The sequence below is a fragment of the Pseudomonas sp. BP01 genome (assembly GCF_022760795.1).
GTDB lineage: Bacteria > Pseudomonadota > Gammaproteobacteria > Pseudomonadales > Pseudomonadaceae > Aquipseudomonas > Aquipseudomonas putida_Q.
In genome coordinates, this window is the sequence record NZ_JAFBKA010000001.1 from 334720 (window position 1) to 358264 (window position 23545).

Sequence of the window (23545 nt, forward strand, 5' to 3'; positions counted from 1 at the left end):
CACTAACCTGGATCTTGTTGTCGACGGGTGGTCAACGCCGGTGGCCTGACCTTGGTAGTTCATATCTGAATCGGTACATCCAGCCCTTGCGGCGCGGCGTACTCGGCCATGCGGCGGCGCGACAGTTCGAAGTGATCGCGCACCAGCTGGCCAGCCGCTTGCGGGTCGCGGCGCTCGATGGCCTGAATCATCTGCTCGTGCTGCTCGCAGGCGATTTCGAGGTCGCGCTGCATGTCATCGGTAGTGGGATGGCGATAGAAGATCTTGCCCAGTCGGGTGTGATCGATCAGCAGGCGACGCAGGCTCGGCATCAGGTAGTCGTTGTGCGCCATCTTGCCGATTTCCAGGTGGAAGGCGTCGTTGTAGAGCACGCGGTTTTCAACGTCGCGTTCTTCGATGGCCTGACGGAACTGGGCCTGGATAGCCTTGAGCACTTCGATTTCTTCAGCGCTGGCGTAAGTGGCGGCCAGCTGGGTAGTGGCCACGTAGATAAGCGGCGCCGCAACGTAGAAGCTGTGCAGCGACTCGTGGCTCATGGCGGCGACGCGTGGCGCGCGGTTGGCTTCCAGCTCGATGTAGCCTTCAGCGGCAATCTGGCGCAGCAGCTCGCGCACCGGAGGGCGCGACAGGCCGAACTCCTCGCACAGGGCCAGTTCGTCCACCACCGCGCCCGGGGCCAGTTCCATACTCATGATCCGGCGGCGCAGCGCTTCGGCGAGGACGGCTTTGCGGTCCTGCGGCACATCTGCGGCGAGGGGTTGGGCGGGGGCTTTCATGGCGGCCTTCTTTATTGTCATAGCGTTGTGTCTACTATTTGTATAACGACTATAGGGCACTGTTAGACAATGTGTCTACAGCATTCTCGATGAACGGTGGAAACTCTCTAGCCCTTTGTTTACAAGGGTTACAGCGGATTCCAGGGTGGGATTAAACACCCCTGAGGCTGCATTGCCAAACCAGACAGGTAATTCGCCAAATGCGACACAGCGAGTAATTTTTGACGCCGCTGAGCGACCCGAATGAACGCTGGCGCCACCCGGCAGGTCAGCTGCTTACATTTCACACGGAGGTCTTGCCATGCTCGATATCCACTCTGCTGCGTCTTCGCAGCACAATGTCCATGGTCTGGAACGGGTCAGTTCGCTGGCTGGCGGGGCGCTGATGGTGAGCAAGGGGCTGCGCCATGGCGGCCTGGTCGGATTGCTGCAACTGGTGGTGGGCGGTATTGCGGTGGCACGCGGTGTCAGCGGACATTGCTCGACCAAGGCGTGGTGGCAGCGGCATCGGCAGGAGTACCACCGCTTGCGTTCGGATATAGAACACAGTGCGGCGGAGCTGGAGGTGTTGAAGGCCAGCGCCAAGGCGGCGACCAGTGGAGTGACGGTGACCGGGAAGGATCCGTTGGCTGACAGTTGATCAAGGCACCTGCCCGCTCTCAAAGGCGTGCACAGCCCTTGTAGGAGCGGCCTTGTGTCGCGAAAGGGGTGCGAAGCGCCCCCAAAAATCTCAGATTAGTTGCAGATATCGCTGGGGCTGCTTCGCAGCCCTTTCGCGACACAAGGCCGCTCCTACAGGAATTGCGTATCGCTTCGTACACGCGAACTTAGCGTAATGCCTTGCTCTGTAGCACCTCGGACTTGCGCCCCAGCACGTTCTCGCTGATTTGCACGAACTCTTCGGTGCTTACGCTGGGCAGGCGCATCAGCCCCCGTACCACATCATCTAGCGAACGCTTGGCCTGGGTGTGGATGCGGATTTCCTTGTCCAGAGCCTGTAGCAGGATCACCCCGCGGGCCACCTGAGCGGGGCTGGCGCGTTCGCCTTTGAGCCGGGTGACCTTGGCGCCCTGCTTGCTCAGGCGTGCCTGCCAGGCCTGGTAGCGGTCATCGCTTACCCCGCCCGAACGGCGCAGCAATTCGCTGGCGTAGTAGTCGGTCAGGCTCTCCACCAGCCAGTCACTGCCGTCACGCCCACGGATCTGCGCAAACAGTTGCACCACTTCGCGCAGCAACGGGCTGCTGCCGTTCTCGCTGATCATCGGGCGGGCGCTGTGCAGGTACAGCGAACCCTGCGCTGCCATTGCCCCGCGCCACATGCCGTCACGCGCACCGACCAGCAGCAGCTTGGGCGGGTTGCGCGGGAATACCGCCTGCAACTGCGGCCAGACGTAGGTCAGCAAGGTCAGGCTGTCCATGCGCCGCATGCCCTGCCCCACCGGCGCGGCCACCGTGACCTCGGTATCGCCCAGGCGGGCACGGCGGCTGCCCAGGTCGCCGGCCAGCATCCAGCCAGTCGGGCGGTCGAACAGGCGCGAAACGTTGTCGATGCGGAACTTGTCCTTGCCAATGCGTGGCCAAGAGGTCTCGATACTCTTCCACCCCTCGGGCAAGTCGAACGCCAGGCGCGCCACAAGCTCCGTGCCATCTTGCTGGTCAAGCCGCGCAGGCGGTACCAGCTGGTCGCCGAGGAACAGCGCCCAGTGCGGGGTAACACGCGAGGAATAGGCACCGCTGGCGAGCTTCTGGTCCAGTTGCACGCGGTAGCTGAGGCTGGTCTTGCCGGCCGCTGGCTGCCACACGCCACGCTGGCCCTTGAGTTGCCATTGGCCATCGGCCTGGAAGCCGCTGAAGGCCCCCGCCTTGCCCAGATCGAAGTCGAGGCTGCGCACAGCACTGCCTTCAGCCAGGGTCAGGCGGACCTCCGCCTGGCCACTGGAGGGCAACAGGCGCACCTGGTAGTCAAGGTCGACCTTTTTCGCCCAGGCTGGCGAACTGGCCATCAGGCCCAACAGCAAAAACAGCTGGCAACGCATACAGAAACTCCTTGTTTCCCCGTGGCAGCGGGCCGCACCGGTCAGCTGGCGCGGAAGATCAGGTGGTCTTCCCAGTCGTCTTCGTGCACATCCTGCTCTCTGAGCATACGCCCCGCCTGGGAAATGCGCTGTTCATGGACCTGCTGGCGGTCGCCGCAGACAAGGTGGTGCCAGCCCGGCAGGTCCTTGCCCTCGCTGACCAGGCGATAACCGCACGTGCTCGGCAGCCATGTGAACTGGTCCGCCTTGCCGGGCGTGAGCTGGATGCAGTCGGGCACGTGGGCGAAGCGGTTGGGGTAGTCGCTGCACTGACACGTGTCGTGGTCCAGCAACTTGCAGGCGATACGTGTGTAATAGACGCTGTTGTCGTCTTCGTCCTCAAGCTTTTGCAGGCAGCACAGGCCGCAGCCGTCGCACAGCGACTCCCACTCTTGCGGGCTGAGTTGTTCGAGGGTCTTGCGCCGCCAGAACGGCGCGTTTTCAGCGATCATCACACGGTTTCCTGCATTCATCTTGGGGCCACGGCGCGCGGCGGCGCCAGTCTAGAGCCTGGCCTTCGGCAAAGCCAGACCGCTTGTCAGTCGCGACGGGACGCAGTAGCGTGCCGCTTTCCCGTCCGTTTGCAGGAGCTGTCATGAGCGCCACCCCCCGCATTGCCGATTACGCCATCAACGAACAGTTCATCAACCGCTGGTCGCCACGCGCCTTCACCGCCGAGCCGATCAGCGAAGAGACCCTGCTGAGCTTCCTGGAAGCCGCACGCTGGGCTCCGTCGGCGTACAACTCGCAGCCTTGGCGCTTCCTGTATGCCCGCCGCGACACGCCGAACTGGGAGCGCTACCTGAACCTGCTGGTGCCGTTCAACCGCAGCTGGGCGCAACAGGCCTCGGCGCTGGTGCTGATCATTTCCAAGACCACCTTCGCCGCCCCGGGCGCCACGGAAGAAAAACCGGCGCTGTGGCACACCTTCGACACCGGCTCCGCCTGGGGCCACCTGGCCCTGCAGGCCAGCATCAGCGGCTGGCATACCCATGGCATGGCCGGTTTCGACCAGGACCTGGCGCGTCAGGAACTGAAGATTCCCGAGGGCTACGTGCTGCATGCCATGGTGGCGATTGGCAAGCTGGGTGACAAGGCCAGCCTGGATGAAGCGCTACAGTCGCGTGAAGTGCCGAGCCCGCGCAAGCCGTTGAGCGAGCTGGCTGCCGAGGGTGATTTCAGCCTGTAAGCCTTGTGGAGGCCTTACTGGCCTCTTCGCGGGCTCGCCCGCTCCCACAGGCACGGTGTTGTGCCTGTGGGAGCGGGTTTACCCGCGAAGAGGCCAGCACAGGCACCACAAATCACAGGTACTGCACCACTCTCAAGGGCGGTGTTGTACCTGTGGGAGCGGGCGAGCCCGCGAAGAGGCCGGCACAGGCAACATCAATCAGTAGCCCCGGGCGAAGTCCACTTCCCCACGCAGCCCCTGCCCCGCTTCATAAGCCCGCACATTCTCGACAAACAACCGCACCATCGCCGTCGGCGAGGTGGGTGCCGAGCTGTGCCCGGTCAGCAACAGCCCCCACGCGGTCCAGAACGGGTGCTGCCTGGGCAACGGTTCCTGCCGGCAGACATCGATCACCGCACCCGCCAGATGGCCTTCCTTCAACGCCTCGACCAGGTCGGCATCGACCACCGCCACGCCACGCCCGGCATTGATGAACAACGCCGTGGGCAGGAAGCACTTGAACAGCGCCGCGTCATACAGGTCATGGGTAGCCGGGGTGTCCGGCAGCAGGTTGATCACGTAGTCGACCTGGCCCACCATGCGCGGCAAGTCGGCCAGGGCCGCCACCTCGACGAACGGTGCCTGTATCCGGGCAGTGCTTGCTACACCATAAAGGACCATCCCAAACGGTTGCAGGAACTCGGCCACACGCTGGCCAATGTCACCGGTGCCGACAATCAGCACCTTGCGCCCTTCCAGCGTGCGCCCTGGGCGGTCATCCCAGCGCCGCTCCACCTGGCTGACCAGGCGCGACAGCACCTCGCGCTCATGGCCGAGCATGTAGGTAAGCATGTACTCGGCCATCACCTGGCCGAAGATGCCCACCGCACGGGTCAGGCGGTAGTCACGCGGCAGGCCATCGGCCAGCAACGGCGTGATACCGGCCCATGTCGATTGTACCCACTCAGGCTTGAGGCCCTGGCGCAGCAAGCTCGCCAGCAGATCCGGCTGGCCCAGCCACACCGTGCACTGCGCTGCCTGACGGGCCAGCTCGGCGGAGTCACCGCTGGTAAGGATTTCCACTTCAGGCGCTTTTTCGCGCAAAAGCCCGGCGTATCGAGCATGATCATGCTCAGCAATCAGTACACGCATGGTCAGACCGGGTCGTTACGGCGCAGCAGCTCTTCGGGCAGGTGCTCGATGTACTCATCTTCCAGCGGCGGCATCTGCAGGTGGTAGCCCTGGTTGTCGAGGTTTTCCAGCACCTTGGTGATGTCCTCGCGGGCCAGCTTGCGCTCTGGGCTGAGTACCAGGTCAAACGCGTGGATGGGGGTGCCGAAGGCCGGCAGCAGGCCTTCGGGCACGCGCTCCAGACCATCAGCCTTGAGCACGTACAGGTACATTTCGTTCTTGCGGGGGCTCTTGTAGATCGAGCAAATGCGTTTCATCGGGTCTCTCCGGCACCTGCCAGGTTGTCCAGCAGGGCCTGGCCCATGCGCTCACGGCGCCAGCCGCGCAGCGAATCGGGCAGTTGATAAGGGCCATTGGGGTAGCCGCTCTTGAGCAGCGCCTCCAGGGCTTTCTTGCGCAGCATCAGCTCTGGGGCAATGCCCAGGCGCTCGCCTTCGGCCTGGCCGATGGCACGCAGCTGCTTGAGGACGCCGGCAGCCTCGATCGGCAATGGCTCGGGCAACGGCGCTGGCCACTGCTCGGCAGGCAGGCTGCCGGCACGCTTGATCAGCTGGATGAGAAACTCACCGTCCTGACGAATGGTGCGCGGGTGCATCTCGTCGATCTTGGCCAGCGCCGACAGGTTGTTCGGCTGGCTCTTGGCCATGGGCCACAGCGAGTGCTCCTTGAGGATGCGGTTACGCGGCACATCGCGGTTGCGCGCTTCGCGCTCGCGCCAGGCGCACAGTTCGCGCAGCACCGCCAGTTGCTGGGGGGCGAGCTTCCAGGCCAGCTTGACGTCGCGGTACAGGCTTTCGGGCTCGACTTCACGGCGCAACGCGGCCACCAGCTCGGCGCCGTCTTCCAGCACCCAGGCGTACTTGTCGTCAGACAACCGCGGGCGCAGCACGGTAAACAGCTCGGCCAGATGCACGGCATCCTCGGCAGCGTAGCTGACCTGGGTTTCCGAGAGCGGGCGCTGCAGCCAGTCGGAGCGGGTCTCGCCCTTGGGCAGCTCGATACCCAGCACCTCCTGCACCAGGCGCGAATAGCCCATGGAGAAGCCCAGGTTCAAGTAGCCGGCAGCCAGCTGGGTGTCGAACAGCGGCTGCGGCAGCTTGCCGGTCAGGCGCAGCAACACTTCAAGGTCTTCGCTGCAGGCATGCAGCACCTTGACCACACCGCTGTCTTCCAGCAGGTCGGCCAAGGGTTGCCAGTTGCCGATCAGCAGCGGGTCGATCAGGAAAGCCCGCTGGCCGTCACCGATTTGAATCAGCCCGGCTTTCGGGTAGAAAGTGTCGACGCGCATGAATTCGGTGTCGACGGCGACGAAGGGCAGTTGGTGCCAGTCGCGGCAGTGTTCGGCCAGGCTCTGGTCGTCACGGATCCAGTGAATTTCGATAGCCACGAGGCTCTCCCACTAACATTGGCGCGCAGTATATACGGCGCGGGCACTGCTGGTGAAACCCGGGCCATCCTTGATATCGATCAGTGGTGCTGTTTGTGAGTGCAGCAACGGCGTTTCAGCGCTTGGCCGCCAGCCAAGGCCGGCAGCTGGCGAACATGTCCAGCGACTGTTGGTAGAGCTCTGTGTGCACCTGCAACAGGCCGAGCATGGAATGGAACAGGTTGTCCTGCGACAGCGGGGCATCGCTGAGCTTGGCCAGGCAGTCGGTGTCGAGGCCGAAGTCCTCTTTGTAGCTGTCGGAGAACCAGGTCAGCAGCGGCACGTGCTTCTGTTGCTCTGGGGCGATGGCGTAAGGCGTGCCGTGCAGGAACAGGTTGTACTCGCCCAGCGACTCGCCATGGTCGGACAGGTAGATCATGGCCGTGTCGACTTTGTCCTGTTTGCTGCGCAGGGTGTCAATCAGCGACGCCAGCACCTTGTCGGTGTAGGCCAGGGTGTTGTCGTAGCCGTTGATGATTTCCTGCTCGCTGCACTGGTTAAGCGCATTGCTCTGGCACACCGGCGTGAAGCGCTCGCCGCCATTGGGGTAGCGTTTGAAGTATTCCGGGCCGTGGCTGCCCATCTGGTGCAGCACCAGCACGGTATCCTTGTCGAGGTTGTCGATCAGCGCGTCCAGGCCTTGCAGCAGGATCTGGTCATGGCATTCGCCGTTGGCGCACAGCTGGGGGTCCGTGAGGTTGCTGACATCAATGAACTGCACGCGGTCACAAGTACCCTTGCAGCCCGACTGGTTGTCACGCCACTGCACGGCCAGGCCGGCACGCTGGAGAATGTCCAGCAACCCTTCGCGGTTCTTCGCCACGCGGGCGTCGTAATCCTTGCGCTTCATGCCCGAGAACATGCACGGCACCGAGACTGCGGTTTCCGTGCCGCACGAGTGCACGTCGGAAAACGCCAGCAGGCCCTGCTCCCTGGCCAGGTTCGGCGTGGTATCGCGGTCATAGCCCAGCACGCCAAAATGGTCTGCCCGGGCACTTTCACCGACGACCAGCACCGTCAGCGATTTGCGCTCATGTTTTTGCCAGGCGGCATCACGCTTGGCATCTTCGCCATAATGCTGGAACGGGCGCGAGGCAGTACCGACGCGCTCGCTGACATACCCAATGGAGGCCCCGACGATATTGCTCGGGGTAAGCATCAGGCGCAGTTCGTGGTGGTTGCGAAACAGAGACGACAAGCCTTGATAATTGACCAGCGCCACCGAGCCAAGGGCCACGACACAGGCACCACTGACCACCAGCTTGCCCAGCAACTCGCGGTGCCAGGGGCGGTAGGTGATTTGTGCCTTCCACAACAGTACCGAAGGCAATACACCCAGCAGCAGGATATAGGCGGCAAACTTCAAAGACATCAGGTCGCGCACTTCTGCAACATTGGTCTCAGCCATGTTGCGGAACATGCCGGCGTCAATAAGTACACCGTACTGGTTCATGAAGTAAGCCACACCCGCGCCACTCATGAACAACACGATAAGTACTGGCTTCAATACATAACGGAAGGCAAGCAACGTGAGGATGAGGTTGAAGGCGAACAGCATCAGCACCGCAAACGCCAGGCTCAGCCAAAGCCCCGACAGGCCGGCGGGTACCACCTCTTGCAAGTGCTCCCAGAGGAACATGTTCAAGCCGATCAGCAGGTAAAGGCTGGCCAGCAGCGTGACCCATTCAGTCCGCAGGGATTTGAAGTTGAGCATCAGCGTTCGCAATCAAGAGTGATTATCAGCCCCCGGCCGGATGGCACTGAGGGAAAGTTGGCCGAACTCTAGAAAGCGCGTCATCAATTTTTTGTGAAAAAGACGGTAACAATTTCGTGAAGCTTCGTCTTTTATCAATTACGTGAAAGCCATTCAGCTGCCATTCAGCCAAGCCGCCATCACAAGCCTGCGCAAACGCGGCTATCCTCAGAGGTCAGGACCTTACCGACAACCCTGACAGAGGTGAAGAAATGCCAGTTCCGCATGATCTGCTCGCTGACCTGCACGTTACCGCTGATGCATTCCAGGCGCTCATTGACAAAGACCAGACGCTGCACACGCTGCACAAGGAATACAACGCCAAGGACAAGGAGGTGGTCGCCGCCGAAGGCAACGGTACCAACGACGACGCCGTCAACCGGCTGCGCAAGGAACGGTTGCTGATCAAGGACAAGATCGAACGGATCATCCATCCGCCCAAATCCTGACAAAAATTCATCAAACCTGCTGGCCTCTTCGCGGGCTCGCCCGCTCCCACAGGGTCGTCACAGCCCTCAAGACCTGTGCAGTACCTGTGGGAGCGGGCGAGCCCGCGAAGAGGCCAGCAGCCCTTACACTGCAGCCAGCGCTGTCAGTGCACCATCCAGGTCCTCGATCAGGTCGCGGTAGTCCTCGATCCCCATCGACAGCCGCAGCAGGTTCTCACTGATCCCCATTACGCCTTTCTGCTCCGGGCTCAGCGAGCAATGCGACATGGTCCACGAGTGGTTGATCATGCTCTCCACCCCGCCCAGCGAGTCGGCCAGCACAAAGATCTGCAATGCCTCGACCAGGCGGTTGAGCGCGGCCCGATCACCCTTGACCTTCATCGCCACCACCGCCCCGCCACTGCGCATCTGGCGTTTGCACAGGTCATGCTGGGGGTGGCTTTCCAGCCCTGGGTAATACACCTGCTCGATCTGCGCATGCCCTTCGAGGAAGCGTGCCACCTGCAGGGCGTTGCTGCATTGGCGTTCCATGCGCACATCCAGGGTTTTCAGGCCGCGCAGGGCGAGGTAGCAGTCGAACGGCCCCTGCACCGCGCCAATCGCCATGCTGATGCGGCGCAGGCGTGCCAGCAGTGCATCATTGGCCGCTACTACAACGCCACCGGTCAGGTCGGAATGGCCGCCGATGTACTTGCTGGCCGAGTGCATCACCAGGTCTACGCCCAGGGTGATCGGGCGCTGGTTCCACGGTGAGCAGAAGGTGTTGTCGATGCAGGTAAGAATACCCCGCGCCTTGGCCAGGTCGCACACCGCCTTGATGTCGACCAGGTGCAGCAACGGGTTGGTCGGCGACTCGATCCAGATCAGCTGGGTTTCTGGCTTGATGGCGGCGGCTACGGCCTCAAGGTCGTTGAGGTCGACATAGGTGGTGGTCAGGCCCGAGGTGCGGCTGCGGTAGTCTTCCAGGATGCGGAAGGTGCCGCCATACACGCCGTTCATCACTACCACATGGGAGTCCTTGGGCAGCAGCTCCAGCACCGTCGCAGTGGCATTCACCCCCGAGGCACAGGCCACCGCGCCCACGCCTTCTTCCAGGGCGGCGACACAGGTTTCGTAGGCATGCCGGGTGGGGTTGCCGACCCGGCTGTAGGAGTACTCCGGCTTGTCGTCCAGGCTGCGCTTGGTGAACGAGCTGGCGGTGACGATGGCCGGGAAGATGGCGTTTTCGGCGACGCTGAACTGCTCGCCGGCGTGAATGGTTCGGGTGGCGAAATTGCGCGGCTTGTCGGACATGGTCAGGCCCATTGGCAGAGTGAAGGCTGCAACTATCGCACAACCCAAATCGTCTGGCCTTGGGGTAATCTGTGAAAAATTTTTCTACACGGCCCGCGCGCGATATGGACAGTTTCGACCAGCACATTCTTACCCTGCTTCAGCGCGATGCCTCGCTCTCGCTCAAGGACCTGGCCGAGGCCGTCAACCTGTCCACCACGCCGTGCTGGAAGCGGGTAAAGCGCCTAGAAGAAGAAGGCTACATACTCGGCCGTGTCGCCCTGCTGGCCCCCGAACGGCTAGGGCTGGGGCTGACGGTGTTCGTCCAGCTCAAGACCCAGCGCCACGACAGCGCCTGGCTGGAGCAGTTTGCCGCGACCGTGACCGGGTTCGAGGAAGTGATGGAGTTCTACCGCATGTCGGGGGACTGGGACTACATGCTGCGGGTGGTGGTGGGGGATATTGCGGCGTATGACCGGTTCTACAAAAAGCTGATTACCCGTACCGATGGGCTGTCGAACATCACCTCCAGTTTTGCCATGGAGCAGATGAAGTACACCACGGCTTACCCGGTGCATCGTTCCTGATTCTGTATGGCTGCACCGGCCCTATCGCCGGCAAGCCAGCTCCCACAGGTTTATCACAGGTTCTGAAATCTGTGCGGTCCTTGTGGGAGCTGGCTTGCCGGCGATAGGGCCCTTGCAGGCAACCTGTCAATCCGCGGCCAACGCCGCGGCAATGCGGTTCCCTGCCTTGGCTTTTTCGACCTTGATGGCGACAAACTTCGAGGTCGGGGTGTAGGTCCCCTCACCATAACTTTCCAGCGGCACCAGTGGGTTGGTCTCGGGGTAATACGCCGCCGCTTGCCCTTCAGGCACGTCATACGCCACCAGGCGGAAGCCGGAGACGCGCCGCTCCACGCCATCCTCCCACAGCGACACCAGGTCTACCTGCTCACCCGGCTCGAAACCCAGGCGGCGGATGTCGGCCTCGTTGACGAACACCACCTCACGCAGGCCAAACACCCCGCGGTAGCGGTCGTCCAGGCCATACAGGGTGGTGTTGTACTGGTCATGTGAACGCAGCGTTTGCAGGATCAGGTCGGGCTTGTCACCCCGTGCCAGTACCTTGGCGTTGATCAACTCTTCCGGCAGTGCGTGGGGCATGAAGCGGGCCTTGCCCGTGGCCGTGCGGAAGCTGCGATCGGCAGCGTTGTTGCCCAGGTGGAAACCGCCCGGGCTATGCAGGCGTTCGTTGAAGCCGGTGAAACCTGGGATCACGTCGGCGATCATGTCACGAATGCGGTTGTAGTCGGCCACCGCATACTCCCAGTCGATCGGCTGATTGCCCAGCGTGGCCTTGGCCATACCGGCGATGATCCACGGTTCCGAGCGCATGTGCGGCGAGCGCGGGCGCAACTGGCCGTTGGAGAGGTGCACCATGCTGAAGGTGTCCTCCACGGTCACGCCTTGCGGCCCTTCGGCCTGCAGGTCGATTTCGGTACGGCCCAGGCACGGCAGTATCAGCGCATCGCGGCCGGTGACCAGGTGCGAGCGGTTGAGCTTGGTGGAAATCTGCACGGTCAACGCGCAGTTCTGCAGCGCCGCGTGGGTGCGCAGGGTGTCCGGAGTGGCTTGGGCGAAGTTGCCGCCCAAGGCGATGAACACCTTGGCCCGCCCCTCTTCCATGGCCTTGATCGCCAGCACCGCGTTGTGCCCGTGGGCCCGCGGCACCTGGAACTGGAAGCGTTTCTCGATGGCATCGAGCAGCGCTGCCTTGGGTTTTTCGTCGATACCCATGGTGCGGTCGCCCTGCACGTTGCTGTGGCCGCGCACCGGCGACAGGCCGGCGCCGGGTTTGCCGACGTTGCCGCGCAGCAACTGCAGGTTGACGATTTCCTGCACAGTCGGCACCGAATGGCGGTGCTGGGTAACGCCCATGGCCCAGCACATGATCACCCGCTCGGCCTTGCGGTACATGCGTGCGGCCAGCTCGATCTCAGCCAGGGTCAGGCCCGACTGTTTGACGATGTGCGCCCAGGAGGTGGCGTCCACCGCCGCTAGGTACTCATCCAACCCGCTGGTGTGCTCGGCGATGAAGGCATGGTCGAACACCGCCGGCTCGCCCTTGGCCTGGGCTTCACGCTCCCACTGCAACAGGAACTTGGCAATGCCACGCATGGCCGCCATGTCACCACCCAGGGCCGGGCGGAAGTAGGCGCTGGACGTCGGCTCAGAGCCGTTGCTGAGCATTTCGAACGGGTGCTGTGGGTGTTGGAAGCGCTCCAGGCCACGCTCTTTCAGCGGGTTGAAGCACACCACCTGGGCCCCACGCTTGACCGCCTCACGCAGCGGTTCGAGCATGCGCGGGTGGTTGGTGCCGGGGTTCTGGCCGATGACGAAGATGGCGTCGGCCAGCTCCAGGTCGTGGAACACGACAGTGCCCTTGCCCACCCCGAGGGTTTCCGACATGCCTGCGCCGCTGGCTTCGTGGCACATGTTCGAGCAATCGGGGAAGTTGTTGGTGCCGTAAGCGCGCACGAACAGCTGGTAGAGGAACGCCGCCTCGTTGCTGGCCCGGCCCGAGGTGTAGAACTCGGCCTCATCGGGCGACTGCAGCGCACGCAGGTGCGTGGCGACCAGCTCGAAGGCCTCCTGCCAGGTGGTTTCGACATAGTGATCGGTGGCAGCGTCGTAACGCATCGGGTGCGTGAGGCGGCCCTGATATTCGAGCCAGTAGTCGGTCTGGTCCCTCAGCGCGCTGACGCTGTATTTGGCGAAGAAAGCCGGGTCGACCGAGCGACCGGTCGCCTCCCAGTTAACCGCCTTGGCGCCGTTTTCGCAGAACTTGACCATGTCGCTTTCCGGCGACTCGCCCCACGCACAGCCGGGGCAGTCGAAGCCGCCGTTCTGGTTGGTCTTGAGCATGGCCCGCAGGTTCTTGAAGGCATTTTCGCTGCCCAGCCAGCTTTTGGTGACGCTCTTGAGCGCCCCCCAACCGGCGGCGGCGCCTTTGTAGTCCCTGATGTGTTCGTCCTGGCTCATGCGATGAATCCTCACGCTTCGATGCTTTTTTCCAGCCTATTGAGCGTGAGGCAGGGGCGTCCAATCGAAAGATCTTACGGTGTGATAAGCGGTTTCGATCATGGGCCGGAATGGGGGTTGTAGTATTCGCGGGCACGCCCGCTCCCACGGGATTACCTTGCACCTCAGCCCTGTGATGTACCTGTGGGAGCGGGCATGCCCGCGAACGAGGCGACTCGGTCAGGCATTGGGAATGCCATGATAGAGGCCGTCGATCAAGCAGTCGGACAAAGCAATTTGACGCCCCTGCGGCCAGGTTATAGCTTGGAGATGTGTCCCAACCCATTCGAGCGCGAACGTGGAACAGAACAGCCGGGCCCTGATTGACGGCTTCAACCGGAAAATCGACTACCTGCGGATGTCGGTCACCGACCGCTGCGACTTCCGTTGCGTGTACTGCATGGCCGAAGACATGCAGTTTCTGCCGCGCCAGCAGATCCTCAGCCTCGAAGAACTGTTCCAGGTGGCCGAACGTTTCGTCGCCCTGGGCACCCGCAAGATCCGCCTGACCGGCGGCGAGCCACTGGTACGCCAGGGCATCGTCGACCTGTGCGGGCGCATCGCAGCCCTGCCCGGCCTGCGCGAACTGTGCCTGACCAGCAACGGCTCGCAACTGGGGCGCCTGGCACAGCCGCTGTTCGATGCCGGCGTGACGCGCCTGAACATCAGCCTCGACAGCCTGGACGCCGAACGCTTCAAGCAGCTGACCCGCACCGGCGACCTGCATCAGGTCATCGCCGGTATCGACGCCGCACGCAAGGCCGGCTTCAAGCGCACCAAGCTCAACTGCGTGGTGCTCAAGGGCCGCAACGATCATGAACTGGTCGATCTGGTGCGCTTTGCCATTGATCGCGAACTGGACATCACCTTCATCGAAGAAATGCCGCTAGGGGTGATCAGCGAGCATGAACGCGGCGAGTCGTTCTGCTCCAGTGATGAAGTACGTGAGCGCCTTGCCGAGCAGTTCACCCTGATCGAATCCACCGAATCCTCACAGGGCCCGGCCCGCTACTGGCGCCTGGCCGAAACCGCGAACACCCGGGTCGGCTTCATCTCGCCGCACAGCCACAACTTCTGCGCCACCTGCAACCGCGTGCGCCTGACGGTCGAAGGCCGCCTGCTGCTGTGCCTGGGCAATGAACATTCCGTGGACCTCAAGCATGTGCTGCGCGCCCACCCCGGCAACGCCGAACGCCTGGAAAAGGCCATCCGCGATTCGCTGCACCTCAAACCCTACCGCCACCACTTCGAAGTCGGTGGCGACGTGCAGATCCTGCGCTTCATGAACATGACCGGCGGCTAAGCGGCCGTCTCTGGATTTCCATGATCGTCCACCCAACCCCCGATGTGCTGCGTGTGCTGTTCACCCTCAAGGGTTCGATCGTCAAGCGCATTGCCCTGCGCTGCCTGATGGTGACCTTGCTGGCAGCATTGATCGTGCTGGTCGAGCGCCATTACCCGGCGTTTTTCTACCCGGTGAGTGCCACGCCGTTCACCTTGCTTGGCCTGTCGCTGTCGATCTTCATGAGCTTTCGCAACAACGCCTGCTATGACCGCTGGTGGGAGGGCCGCAAGGCCTGGGGCAAGCTGATCATTGAAACCCGCTCGTTCGTACGCGAAAGCGTGGTCATTACAGATGAAAAACTGCGTAGCGACCTGCTGCGCAGCCTGTGTGGTTTCGCTCATGCGCTTAATGCACGATTGCGTAACGAGGACGAACGGGTAGCTGCCAGACCGTGGTTGGCCCGGCCCGATGCGATCAGCCCACACAATGTGTGTGACGGCATCCTGCGTGAAATGGGCGAGCACTGTTCGCGCTTGGCCGCGCAGCAGCAGATCAGCGATTGGCGCTACAGCCTGCTGGAGCAGCGGCTGGTGGGGCTGACCGAAGTGCAGGCCACCTGTGAGCGGATCAAGGGTACACCCTTGCCGTTCCCCTATACGCTGCTGCTGCACCGCACCATCTACATCTTCTGCATTCTGCTGCCGTTTGCCCTGGCCGAGCCGCTGGGCTGGCTGGCGCCGCTGTTCACCACCATCGTGGGGTACACGTTCTTCGGGCTGGATGCGATTGGCAACGAGCTGGAAGACCCGTTCGGGCGCGATGAAAACGATTTGCCGACCGATGCCATGGTGCGGACTGTGGAGCGCGATGTGCTGGCGGGGTTGGGGGAGCAGCAGTTGCCGCCGGCGTTGTTGCCGGTGGGGTATGTGCTGAGCTGAGCAAATGCGCCGTCCTGTGCTGGCCCTTTAGCGGGTAAACCCGCTCCCACAGGGACTGCACAAAGACCAAAGGCAGTGGCGATCCTGTGGGAGCGGGTTTACCCGCGAAAGGGCCGGTACAGGATCCAGTTCACCCCCGGCTTGCGCAGGCCTCGATCGGCAACAGGTGTTTGACGAAGTTGCACGGCCGATGGCGGGCATCCAGCTGCTCGGCCAGGATACCCTCCCACGCGGTACGGCAGGCCCCGGTAGAGCCAGGCAGGCAGCACACCAACGTTTTATTGGACAACCCGGCCAACGCCCGGCTCTGCACGGTCGAGGTGCCGATATCCAGAATCGACAGCGCCCGGAACAGCTCACCAAAACCGTCGATGCGCTTGTCCAGCAGGCACTCGACGGCTTCCGGCGTGCTGTCTCGCCCGGTAAAGCCGGTACCGCCGGTAATCAGCACCACCTGCACCTGCTCATCGGCGATCCAGGTCGCGACCTGGGCGCGGATCTTGTACAGGTCGTCCTTGAGCAGCGCCCGCGCCACCAGCCGGTGGCCGACCTCTACCGAACGGCTGGCCAGCAGCTCGCCAGAGGTGTCGTTGTCGTAGGTACGGGTGTCGCTGACGGTCAGCACGGCGATGTTCAGCGGTACGAAGACCGCATCGGGTTGGATGCGCACGGTAAAACTCCTTGATGGCATTGTCGCCACGCTAGAGCCACGGCCCGAGGGCGTCCAATCGATATGGCGTACCGGGCGATCAATGACATCTATCGCAGACGTGGGTTAAGGTCTGCATAACCAGACGCCAGGCACTTTCATGGACATCAAGCAGCTCAAGTTCCTCATCGCCCTCGACCAGACCCGCCACTTCGGCCAGGCCGCGGCGCTGTGCCATATCACCCAGCCAACGCTGTCCATGCGCCTGCGTAACCTGGAGGACGAGCTTGAGCTGGTGCTGGTCAAGCGCGGCCAGCGCTTCGAAGGTTTTACCGAAGCCGGCGAGCGCATCCTGGCCTGGGCCCGCACCCTGCTCGCCGCCCACGACGGCCTGCAGGCCGAGGCCGCCAGCTGCCGCGGCCAGGTGGTCGGCAGCCTGCGCCTGGGTACGGTGCCGCTGGCCAGCTTCAACCCCATGCACCTGCTGCTGCCACTGCGCGAAAAATACCCCGAACTGCACTTTCAACTCAGCTCGCTGAGCTCGGAACAAGTCATCGACGGGCTCAGCCGCAACCAGCTCGACCTGGGTATTTGCTACCTGGACCAGGTCAATACCAGTTTTTTCGAAGTGATCGAACTGGGCACCACCACCATGGGCCTGCTGCACGACACCCGGCACTTCCAGTTTGCAGGCGACCCGCTGCGCTGGGATGCACTCAGCGATATACCGCTGGGCTTGCTGAGCAAAGGCATGCACTACCGCCAATCATTGGACCTGAGCTTCCGCAGCCGTGGCCTGGAGCCGAATGCGGTGCTGGAGAGCGACTCGACCTTCCAGCTGATCCAGGCCATCAACACCGGCATGTGCTGCGCGATCATGCCGCTGGACTGCGGCCTGGAAGACCTCAGCGAGCACCTGCGCATCGTGCCGGTGGCCGACGCCGCCATCCACAGCCAGGTCGGCCTGCTGTTGCGGCGCAGCGAGCCGCGCTCGGCGATTGCCGAACAGTGCTTCGCCGAGGCGCGAGCACTGTTTCAAGCCACCTGATCGCTGGTTGCCTGGCGATACTGGCGCGGGGTAAAGCCGGTCAGTTGCTTGAACTGGCGGCTGAAGGCGCTGTGGTCGGTGTAGCCGCAGCACATCGCCACTTCCGTGATCGGCAGCTCCGAATGCAACAGGCGGTGGGCGTGCTCCAGGCGTGCCTTGTGGATCATCTGCCGGGGCGTGAGGTGGAACACCCGCTTGCAATAGCGCTCCAGCTGGGCCACGGAAATACCGGCGATGCGGGTGAGCTCGCCCATGCTGATCGGCTGGTGAAAGTGCTGGCGAATGTGCTCGTCCACCGCGGCCAGGCGTTGATAGGCGGGGTGGCTGTCGGCGGCTGATTGCAGGTCGACCGAAATGCCAACCAGGCCGATGATCTCGCACGCCTGGTTGTACAGCGGGCGCTTGTGGGTCAGGCACCAGCCGGGCTCGCGGCTACCGTACAGGTGCAGCTCCAGTTGGTCCTCTAGCACCATGCCTTCCTTGAGCACCCGGCGGTCCTGTTCGGTGTAGCCGGGGCCCAGCTGTGCCGGGAACACCTCGGCGCTGGTCTTGCCCAGCAGCGGTTGCAGGCGCTTGAGACCACAGCGCTGGACCAGGGTGTTGTTGGCCAGCACGTAGCGGGCGGCCAGGTCCTTGATGAAGATCGCGGCGTTGGGGATGGCGTCGAGGATCGGCAGCAGCAGCGACACACCGGCGAGCAGGGCCTCGAGGTTGGCGGGGCGGTGCTGGTCAAGGGACTGGTAGAGGGTTGCCAGGGGAGTATCGGTCATCTGTCGGTTCTCTGCTGGCTGTGGCGGCCTCTTCGCGGGCTCGCCCGCTCCCACAGGTCCTCCACACGTTTCGGATTCTGCGCCGTACCTGTGGGAGCGGGCATGCCCGCGAAGAGGCCGGCACTATAATCACACCCTTACAGGCCTTGTGCGATGTGGCCTACAGCCTATCTACCAGCCCACCCTGGCCGCCAGCATTTTTTGCAACTGTGCCGATTTCGTCATCCCCCCTGCAGAAAACCATCAAGAACCGTCGCCCCGACCGGTTCACTCTATGCCCCACGCAAGCCGCCCAAGTCCTACAAGAGCGCGGCCCAAAAAGCCGCATCTCGTGACATCAGACCTGCCTATCCAATAACCAACAAAAAGGCGAACCCATGTCAGGCAAATTCAAGAAACAGTTATCACTGCTGGACCTCACCTTCATTGGCCTGGGGGCCATCTTCGGCTCCGGCTGGCTGTTCGCCGCCAGCCACGTGTCGGCCATCGCCGGCCCGGCCGGCATCCTCTCCTGGTTCCTTGGCGGGTTCGCCGTACTGCTGCTGGGCATCGTCTACTGTGAACTGGGCGCCGCCCTGCCACGTGCCGGTGGCGTGGTGCGCTACCCGGTTTACTCGCACGGCCCACTGCTCGGCTACCTGATGGGTTTCATTACCCTGATCGCCTTTTCCAGCCTGATCGCCATCGAAGTGGTCGCCTCACGCCAATACGCCGCCGCCTGGTTCCCCGGGCTGACCAAGGCCGGCTCCAGCGACCCGACCGTGCTCGGCTGGCTGGTGCAGTTCGCCCTGCTGGGGCTGTTCTTCTTCCTCAATTACCGCAGCGTGAAAACCTTCGCCAAGGCCAACAACCTGGTCAGCGTGTTCAAGTTCATCGTGCCGCTGCTGGTGATCGGCGTGCTGTTCACCTTCTTCAAGCCAGAAAACTTCGAGGTCCACGGCTTTGCCCCGTTCGGCCTGTCCGGGGTGGAAATGGCCGTATCGGCCGGCGGCATCATCTTCGCCTACCTGGGCCTGACGCCGATCATTTCGGTAGCAAGCGAGGTGAAGAACCCACAGCGCACCATCCCTATTGCACTGATTTTGTCGGTGCTGCTGTCCACCGCGATTTACGCCCTGCTGCAACTAGCCTTCCTCGGCAGCGTGCCGACCGAAATGCTGGCCAACGGCTGGGCCAGCGTGACCAAGGAACTGGCCCTGCCCTACCGTGACATCGCCCTGGCCCTGGGTGTGGGCTGGCTGGCCTACCTGGTGGTGGCCGACGCCGTGATCTCGCCCAGCGGCTGCGGCAACATCTACATGAACGCCACCCCGCGCGTGATCTACGGCTGGGCGCAGACCGGCACCTTCTTCAAGTACTTCACCCGCATCGATGCAGAGTCCGGCATCCCGCGCCCGGCCCTGTGGCTGACCTTCGGCCTGTCGGTGTTCTGGACCCTGCCGTTCCCCTCGTGGGAAGCGCTGATCAACGTGGTATCGGCTGCCCTGGTGCTGAGCTACGCCGTCGCCCCGGTCACCGTCGCCGCCCTGCGCCGCAATGCACCCCACATGCCGCGCCCGTTCCGGGTCAAGGGCATGGCCGTGCTCGGCCCGCTGTCGTTCATCATCGCCGCGCTGATCGTGTACTGGTCGGGCTGGAACACCGTGTCGTGGCTGCTGGCCCTGCAAATCGTGATGTTCGTGCTGTACCTGCTGTGCAGCCGTTTCGTACCCACCCAGCACCTGTCGCTGGCCCAGCAGGTTCGCTCGTCGGCATGGCTGATCGGGTTCTACGCGGTGACCATCCTGCTGTCGTGGCTGGGCAGCTTCGGCGGCCTGGGGGTAATCGGCCACCCGCTCGACACCGTGGCCGTGGCCGCCTGCGCGTTGGGCATCTACTACTGGGGCGCCGCGACGGGCGTGCCTGCCCACCTTGTGCGCCTGGAAGGTGAAGACGAAAGCGAAGCCAGCGCTGAACCCTATACCGGCCGCCCTGCTGCCGTCGCTTCCTGATCTTTTACGCAAGGGACAAGCCCATGAAACAGATACACGTCATCGACTCCCACACTGGCGGCGAACCAACCCGCCTGGTGATGAAGGGCTTCCCGCAACTGCACGGCCGCAGCATGGCCGAACAGCGCGACGAACTGCGCGAGCTGCACGACCCGTGGCGGCGTGCCTGCCTGCTGGAGCCACGCGGCAACGATGTGCTGGTCGGCGCGCTGTACTGCCCGCCGGTGTCGGCCGACGCTACCTGCGGGGTGATCTTCTTCAACAACGCCGGCTACCTGAACATGTGCGGCCACGGCACCATCGGCCTGGTCGCCTCGTTGCAGCACCTGGGCCTGATCGCACCGGGTGTGCACAAGATCGACACCCCGGTCGGCCAGGTCAGCGCCACCCTGCATGAAGACGGCGCCATCACCGTCGGCAACGTGCCCTCCTACCGCTACCGCCAGCAGGTGGCGGTGGAGGTGCCTGGCCATGGCGTGGTGCATGGCGACATCGCCTGGGGCGGCAACTGGTTCTTCCTGGTTTCCGAACACGGCCAGCGTATCGAGTTGGGCAACCGTGAGGCGCTGACCGAGTACACCTGGGCCATGCTCAAAGCCCTCGAAACCCAGGGCATCACCGGCGAAAACGGCGCGCCTATCGACCACGTCGAGCTGTTTGCCGACGACGCCAACGCCGACAGCCGCAACTTCGTGATGTGCCCCGGCAAGGCCTACGACCGCTCCCCGTGCGGCACCGGCACCAGCGCCAAGCTGGCCTGCCTGGCCGCCGACGGCAAGCTTGCCGAGGGCCAGACCTGGGTACAAGCCAGCATCACCGGTAGCCAGTTCCATGGTCGTTACGAGCGTGACGGCGAGCACATTCGCCCGTTCATCACCGGCCGCGCCTACATGACCGCCGACAGCACCCTGCTGATCGACGAACAGGATCCGTTCGCCTGGGGCATCTGAGCCCCGGCTTTTTCGCAAACCCAATTTCGCCAGGAGTAACAACAATGACCAACAACATCTTCACCGGCACCATGCCCGCCCTGATGACCCCGTGCACCGCCGAGCGCAAACCGGACTTCGACGCCCTGGTGCGCAAGGGCCAGCAGCTGATCGAGGCCGGCATGAGCGCCGTGGTGTACTGCGGTTCGATGGGCGACTGGCCACTGCTGACCGAGGCCGAGCGCCAGGAAGGCGTGGCGCGCCTGGTGGCCGCCGGCATCCCGACCATTGTCGGCACTGGCGCGGTGAACACCCGTGAAGCGGTAGCGCATGCCGCCCACGCGGCCAAGGTCGGCGCCGCCGGCCTGATGGTCATCCCTCGCGTGCTCAGCCGCGGTGCCTCGCTGATCGCCCAGAAGCACCACTTCTCGGCCATCCTCGCCGCCGCGCCCAAGCTGCCAGCGGTGATCTACAACAGCCCCTACTACGGCTTCGCCACCCGCGCCGACCTGTTCTTCGAGCTGCGCCGCGAATTCCCCAACCTGATCGGCTTCAAGGAATTCGGTGGCGGTGCCGACCTGCGTTACGCCGCCGAGCACATCACCTCCAAGGATGACGACGTGACCCTGATGGTGGGCGTGGACACCCAGGTGGTGCATGGCTTCGTCAACTGCAACGCCACCGGTGCCATCACCGGCATCGGCAATGCCCTGCCCCGTGAGGTGCTGCACCTGGTAAGCCTGAGCAAGCAGGCGGCCAAGGGCGACGCCAAGGCCCGTCGCCTGGCCCGCGAGCTGGAAGCGGCGCTGGCGGTGCTGTCGTCGTTCGATGAGGGCTGCGACCTGGTGCTGTACTACAAGCACCTGATGGTGCTGAACGGCGACAGCGAGTACAGCCTGCACTTCAACGAAACCGACGTGCTGACCGACGCCCAGCGCAACTATGCCGAACAGCAGTACGCGCTGTTCCGCAACTGGTACGCCAGCTGGTCGGCCGAGCAGAACATCGCCTAAGCAGCCACTGCTTTCCCTGTGGGAGCGGGCGTGCCCGCGAACACCGGCGCAGCCGGTGTCAGGTACCGAGTTGCCTGATTCGCGGGCACGCCCGCTCCCACAGGGTTCGTAGTGCCCCCATGCATATGCATTAGATTTCCAAGGAGGCTACATGACCCTCACCGGCTACATGCTGATCGGCCAGACGCCGGTAACCGGCAGCCGCGAAGCCATCCGCGGCATCGACCCGGCCACCGGCGAGCCACTGGAACCGGCCTACCTGGGCGGCACCGGCGAACACGTGGCCCAAGCCTGCGCCCTGGCCTGGGCGGCGTTCGATGGCTACCGCGAAACCACGCTCGAACAACGGGCGAAATTCCTCGAAACCATCGCCACCCAGATCGAAGCGCTGGGCGATGCCCTGATCGACCGCGCCATGGCCGAAAGCGGCCTGCCCAAGGCGCGCATCCAGGGCGAGCGTGGCCGCACCTGCACCCAGCTACGCACCTTCGCCCGGGTAGTGCGGGCCGGTGAATGGCTGGATGTGCGGGTCGACAATGCCCAGCCAGAACGCCAACCCTTGCCGCGCGCCGACCTGCGCCAGCGCCAGGTAGCCCTGGGGCCGGTAGCCGTGTTCGGTGCCAGCAATTTCCCGCTGGCCTTCTCGGTGGCCGGTGGCGATACCGCGTCGGCACTGGCTGCTGGCTGCCCAGTGGTGGTCAAGGCCCACAGCGCCCACCCTGGTACCAGCGAGCTGGTCGGCCAGGCGGTGGCGCAGGCGGTGAAGCTGTGCGGCTTGCCGGCCGGCGTATTCTCGCTGTTGTACGGCTCCGGCCGTGAAGTGGGCATCGCGCTGGTCAGCGACCCGCGCATCAAGGCCGTTGGCTTTACCGGATCACGCAGCGGTGGTATCGCGCTGTGCCAGGCGGCCCAGGCCCGCCCGGAGCCGATCCCGGTGTACGCCGAAATGAGCTCGATCAACCCGGTGTTTCTGTTCGAGGCAGCCCTGCAGGCCCGCGCCGAAGCGCTGGCGCAAGGTTTCGTCGCCTCGTTGACCCAAGGTGCCGGCCAGTTCTGCACCAACCCCGGCCTGGTGATTGCCCCCCAAGGGCCGGCGTTACAACGGTTTATCGACGCTGCCAGCGAGCACGTGCGCCAGGCCGCTGCGCAAACCATGCTCACCCCGGGCATCTTCAGTGCTTACCAGGCCGGTGTCGGTGGCTTGGCAGGAAACGCCAATGCCCAGGCTGCGGCCAGCGGCCAGGCAGGGCAAGGCCCCAACCAATGCCAGGCGCAGTTGTTCGTCACCCAAGCCGAAGCCTTCCTCGCCGACCCGGCGTTGCAAGCTGAAGTGTTCGGCGCGGCGTCGCTGGTGGTGGCGTGCGCCAGCGATGAACAGGCACGCCAAGTGGCCGAGCACCTGGAAGGCCAGTTGACCGCTACCCTGCAACTGGACGATGCCGACATCGACCGCGCCCGTGCGCTGCTGCCGACACTTGAACGCAAGGCTGGGCGCATTCTGGTCAATGGCTGGCCGACCGGCGTCGAGGTGTGCGATGCCATGGTCCATGGCGGGCCGTTCCCGGCCACCTCCGATGCCCGTACGACTTCGGTGGGCACGGCGGCGATCCTGCGCTTCCTGCGGCCGGTGTGCTACCAGGACTTCCCCAATGCCCTTCTGCCGCAAGCCTTGCAGCACGGCAACCCGCTGCAACTGCGGCGCCTGCTCGACGGCAAACGGGAAGGCTAA

General features: G+C 63.6%; 22 protein-coding genes. 11 read left to right on the top strand and 11 right to left on the bottom strand.

What is annotated here, in order from left to right; all coding sequences use genetic code 11:
- Positions 1–59 precede the first annotated feature (59 nt).
- A complete protein-coding gene (locus JOY50_RS01520) occupies positions 60–776 on the bottom strand; it encodes a GntR family transcriptional regulator (RefSeq protein WP_019470628.1) in 717 nt (238 codons plus the stop codon).
- Positions 777–1077: 301 nt separating this feature from the next.
- On the opposite strand from JOY50_RS01520, the gene JOY50_RS01525 reads away from it, so the two are divergent.
- Entirely contained in the window at positions 1078–1416 is a 339-nt protein-coding gene (locus JOY50_RS01525) for a DUF2892 domain-containing protein (protein WP_132846803.1), read from the top strand.
- A 187-nt stretch (positions 1417–1603) separates the two neighbouring features.
- Here JOY50_RS01525 and JOY50_RS01530 read toward each other — a convergent pair whose 3' ends face one another.
- Both JOY50_RS01530 and JOY50_RS01535 read right to left on the bottom strand, forming a co-directional pair.
- Complete coding sequence (locus JOY50_RS01530) at positions 1604–2812, bottom strand: hypothetical protein (protein WP_132846802.1); 1209 nt, start codon at positions 2810–2812, stop codon at positions 1604–1606.
- A gap of 41 nt (positions 2813–2853) precedes the next feature.
- Complete coding sequence (locus JOY50_RS01535; RefSeq protein ID WP_132846801.1) at positions 2854–3303, bottom strand: YcgN family cysteine cluster protein; 450 nt, start codon at positions 3301–3303, stop codon at positions 2854–2856.
- Positions 3304–3446: 143 nt separating this feature from the next.
- Between JOY50_RS01535 and JOY50_RS01540 the strand changes: the two genes are divergently transcribed.
- A complete protein-coding gene (locus JOY50_RS01540; protein WP_132846800.1) occupies positions 3447–4040 on the top strand; it encodes a nitroreductase family protein in 594 nt (197 codons plus the stop codon).
- Between the two features lie 198 nt (positions 4041–4238).
- Here JOY50_RS01540 and JOY50_RS01545 read toward each other — a convergent pair whose 3' ends face one another.
- The 4 genes from JOY50_RS01545 to JOY50_RS01560 all read right to left on the bottom strand — a co-directional run bounded on the left by JOY50_RS01545 (position 4239) and on the right by JOY50_RS01560 (position 8350).
- The gene (locus JOY50_RS01545; protein WP_132846799.1) at positions 4239–5171 is read right to left on the bottom strand and encodes a D-2-hydroxyacid dehydrogenase; all 933 of its coding nucleotides are present in this window, start codon (positions 5169–5171) and stop codon (positions 4239–4241) included.
- 2 nt (positions 5172–5173) lie between these two features.
- Complete coding sequence (locus JOY50_RS01550) at positions 5174–5467, bottom strand: YcgL domain-containing protein (protein ID WP_016498370.1); 294 nt, start codon at positions 5465–5467, stop codon at positions 5174–5176.
- The gene (rnd, locus tag JOY50_RS01555; protein WP_132846798.1) at positions 5464–6597 is read right to left on the bottom strand and encodes a ribonuclease D; all 1134 of its coding nucleotides are present in this window, start codon (positions 6595–6597) and stop codon (positions 5464–5466) included. Before rnd ends, JOY50_RS01550 begins: the two co-directional genes overlap by 4 nt.
- 115 nt (positions 6598–6712) lie before the next feature.
- Positions 6713–8350 carry a phosphoethanolamine transferase gene (locus JOY50_RS01560; protein WP_132846797.1) on the bottom strand — a complete coding sequence of 546 codons (1638 nt, stop codon included), beginning with the start codon at positions 8348–8350 and terminating at the stop codon, positions 6713–6715.
- A gap of 251 nt (positions 8351–8601) precedes the next feature.
- Here JOY50_RS01560 and JOY50_RS01565 point away from each other — a divergent pair, with 251 nt between their 5' ends.
- Complete coding sequence (locus tag JOY50_RS01565) at positions 8602–8838, top strand: YdcH family protein (RefSeq protein WP_019470635.1); 237 nt, start codon at positions 8602–8604, stop codon at positions 8836–8838.
- A gap of 123 nt (positions 8839–8961) precedes the next feature.
- On the opposite strand, the gene JOY50_RS01570 is transcribed toward JOY50_RS01565, so the two are convergent.
- Positions 8962–10143, bottom strand: coding sequence for a PLP-dependent aspartate aminotransferase family protein (locus tag JOY50_RS01570; protein WP_132846796.1), 1182 nt, complete (start codon positions 10141–10143; stop codon positions 8962–8964).
- A 92-nt stretch (positions 10144–10235) separates the two neighbouring features.
- Between JOY50_RS01570 and JOY50_RS01575 the strand changes: the two genes are divergently transcribed.
- Positions 10236–10697: an Lrp/AsnC family transcriptional regulator gene (locus JOY50_RS01575; protein ID WP_243054666.1), complete on the top strand. Its 462-nt coding sequence runs from the start codon at positions 10236–10238 to the stop codon at positions 10695–10697.
- Between the two features lie 126 nt (positions 10698–10823).
- On the opposite strand, the gene JOY50_RS01580 is transcribed toward JOY50_RS01575, so the two are convergent.
- Positions 10824–13154, bottom strand: coding sequence for an FdhF/YdeP family oxidoreductase (locus JOY50_RS01580; RefSeq protein ID WP_132846795.1), 2331 nt, complete (start codon positions 13152–13154; stop codon positions 10824–10826).
- Positions 13155–13491: 337 nt separating this feature from the next.
- On the opposite strand from JOY50_RS01580, the gene moaA reads away from it, so the two are divergent.
- Together moaA and JOY50_RS01590 are read left to right on the top strand one after the other, a co-directional pair.
- Positions 13492–14496, top strand: coding sequence for a GTP 3',8-cyclase MoaA (gene moaA, locus JOY50_RS01585; protein ID WP_138737193.1), 1005 nt, complete (start codon positions 13492–13494; stop codon positions 14494–14496).
- A gap of 20 nt (positions 14497–14516) precedes the next feature.
- On the top strand, positions 14517–15416 hold the full coding sequence (locus tag JOY50_RS01590) for a bestrophin family protein (protein WP_132846792.1): 900 nt from the start codon (positions 14517–14519) through the stop codon (positions 15414–15416).
- 130 nt (positions 15417–15546) lie between these two features.
- On the opposite strand, the gene moaB is transcribed toward JOY50_RS01590, so the two are convergent.
- Positions 15547–16086 (bottom strand): molybdenum cofactor biosynthesis protein B, encoded by a 540-nt coding sequence (gene moaB, locus JOY50_RS01595; RefSeq protein WP_132846791.1) that lies wholly within the window; start codon positions 16084–16086, stop codon positions 15547–15549.
- 139 nt (positions 16087–16225) lie between these two features.
- On the opposite strand from moaB, the gene JOY50_RS01600 reads away from it, so the two are divergent.
- Positions 16226–17113, top strand: coding sequence for a LysR family transcriptional regulator (locus tag JOY50_RS01600; RefSeq protein WP_132846790.1), 888 nt, complete (start codon positions 16226–16228; stop codon positions 17111–17113).
- On the opposite strand, the gene JOY50_RS01605 is transcribed toward JOY50_RS01600, so the two are convergent.
- On the bottom strand, positions 17101–17883 hold the full coding sequence (locus tag JOY50_RS01605; RefSeq protein ID WP_132846789.1) for an AraC family transcriptional regulator: 783 nt from the start codon (positions 17881–17883) through the stop codon (positions 17101–17103). The genes JOY50_RS01600 and JOY50_RS01605 overlap by 13 nt on opposite strands.
- Before the next feature lie 377 nt (positions 17884–18260).
- On the opposite strand from JOY50_RS01605, the gene JOY50_RS01610 reads away from it, so the two are divergent.
- The 4 genes from JOY50_RS01610 (at position 18261) to JOY50_RS01625 (ending at position 23545) form a co-directional block, all read left to right on the top strand.
- The gene (locus JOY50_RS01610; protein WP_019472075.1) at positions 18261–19874 is read left to right on the top strand and encodes an APC family permease; all 1614 of its coding nucleotides are present in this window, start codon (positions 18261–18263) and stop codon (positions 19872–19874) included.
- A gap of 23 nt (positions 19875–19897) precedes the next feature.
- Positions 19898–20824 (top strand): 4-hydroxyproline epimerase, encoded by a 927-nt coding sequence (locus JOY50_RS01615; protein ID WP_132846788.1) that lies wholly within the window; start codon positions 19898–19900, stop codon positions 20822–20824.
- A gap of 44 nt (positions 20825–20868) precedes the next feature.
- Positions 20869–21816, top strand: coding sequence for a dihydrodipicolinate synthase family protein (locus tag JOY50_RS01620; RefSeq protein ID WP_243054667.1), 948 nt, complete (start codon positions 20869–20871; stop codon positions 21814–21816).
- 151 nt (positions 21817–21967) lie between these two features.
- Positions 21968–23545: an aldehyde dehydrogenase (NADP(+)) gene (locus JOY50_RS01625; RefSeq protein WP_243054668.1), complete on the top strand. Its 1578-nt coding sequence runs from the start codon at positions 21968–21970 to the stop codon at positions 23543–23545.

Coding starts and splice junctions, on each gene's coding strand:
- JOY50_RS01520 (WP_019470628.1), bottom strand. CDS start 776: ATGAAAGCCCCCGCCCAACCCCTCGCCGCAGATGTGCCGCAGGACCGC.
- JOY50_RS01525 (WP_132846803.1), top strand. CDS start 1,078: ATGCTCGATATCCACTCTGCTGCGTCTTCGCAGCACAATGTCCATGGT.
- JOY50_RS01530 (WP_132846802.1), bottom strand. CDS start 2,812: ATGCGTTGCCAGCTGTTTTTGCTGTTGGGCCTGATGGCCAGTTCGCCA.
- JOY50_RS01535 (WP_132846801.1), bottom strand. CDS start 3,303: ATGATCGCTGAAAACGCGCCGTTCTGGCGGCGCAAGACCCTCGAACAA.
- JOY50_RS01540 (WP_132846800.1), top strand. CDS start 3,447: ATGAGCGCCACCCCCCGCATTGCCGATTACGCCATCAACGAACAGTTC.
- JOY50_RS01545 (WP_132846799.1), bottom strand. CDS start 5,171: ATGCGTGTACTGATTGCTGAGCATGATCATGCTCGATACGCCGGGCTT.
- JOY50_RS01550 (WP_016498370.1), bottom strand. CDS start 5,467: ATGAAACGCATTTGCTCGATCTACAAGAGCCCCCGCAAGAACGAAATG.
- JOY50_RS01560 (WP_132846797.1), bottom strand. CDS start 8,350: ATGCTCAACTTCAAATCCCTGCGGACTGAATGGGTCACGCTGCTGGCC.
- JOY50_RS01565 (WP_019470635.1), top strand. CDS start 8,602: ATGCCAGTTCCGCATGATCTGCTCGCTGACCTGCACGTTACCGCTGAT.
- JOY50_RS01570 (WP_132846796.1), bottom strand. CDS start 10,143: ATGGGCCTGACCATGTCCGACAAGCCGCGCAATTTCGCCACCCGAACC.
- JOY50_RS01575 (WP_243054666.1), top strand. CDS start 10,236: ATGGACAGTTTCGACCAGCACATTCTTACCCTGCTTCAGCGCGATGCC.
- JOY50_RS01580 (WP_132846795.1), bottom strand. CDS start 13,154: ATGAGCCAGGACGAACACATCAGGGACTACAAAGGCGCCGCCGCCGGT.
- JOY50_RS01590 (WP_132846792.1), top strand. CDS start 14,517: ATGATCGTCCACCCAACCCCCGATGTGCTGCGTGTGCTGTTCACCCTC.
- JOY50_RS01600 (WP_132846790.1), top strand. CDS start 16,226: ATGGACATCAAGCAGCTCAAGTTCCTCATCGCCCTCGACCAGACCCGC.
- JOY50_RS01605 (WP_132846789.1), bottom strand. CDS start 17,883: ATGACCGATACTCCCCTGGCAACCCTCTACCAGTCCCTTGACCAGCAC.
- JOY50_RS01610 (WP_019472075.1), top strand. CDS start 18,261: ATGTCAGGCAAATTCAAGAAACAGTTATCACTGCTGGACCTCACCTTC.
- JOY50_RS01615 (WP_132846788.1), top strand. CDS start 19,898: ATGAAACAGATACACGTCATCGACTCCCACACTGGCGGCGAACCAACC.
- JOY50_RS01620 (WP_243054667.1), top strand. CDS start 20,869: ATGACCAACAACATCTTCACCGGCACCATGCCCGCCCTGATGACCCCG.
- JOY50_RS01625 (WP_243054668.1), top strand. CDS start 21,968: ATGACCCTCACCGGCTACATGCTGATCGGCCAGACGCCGGTAACCGGC.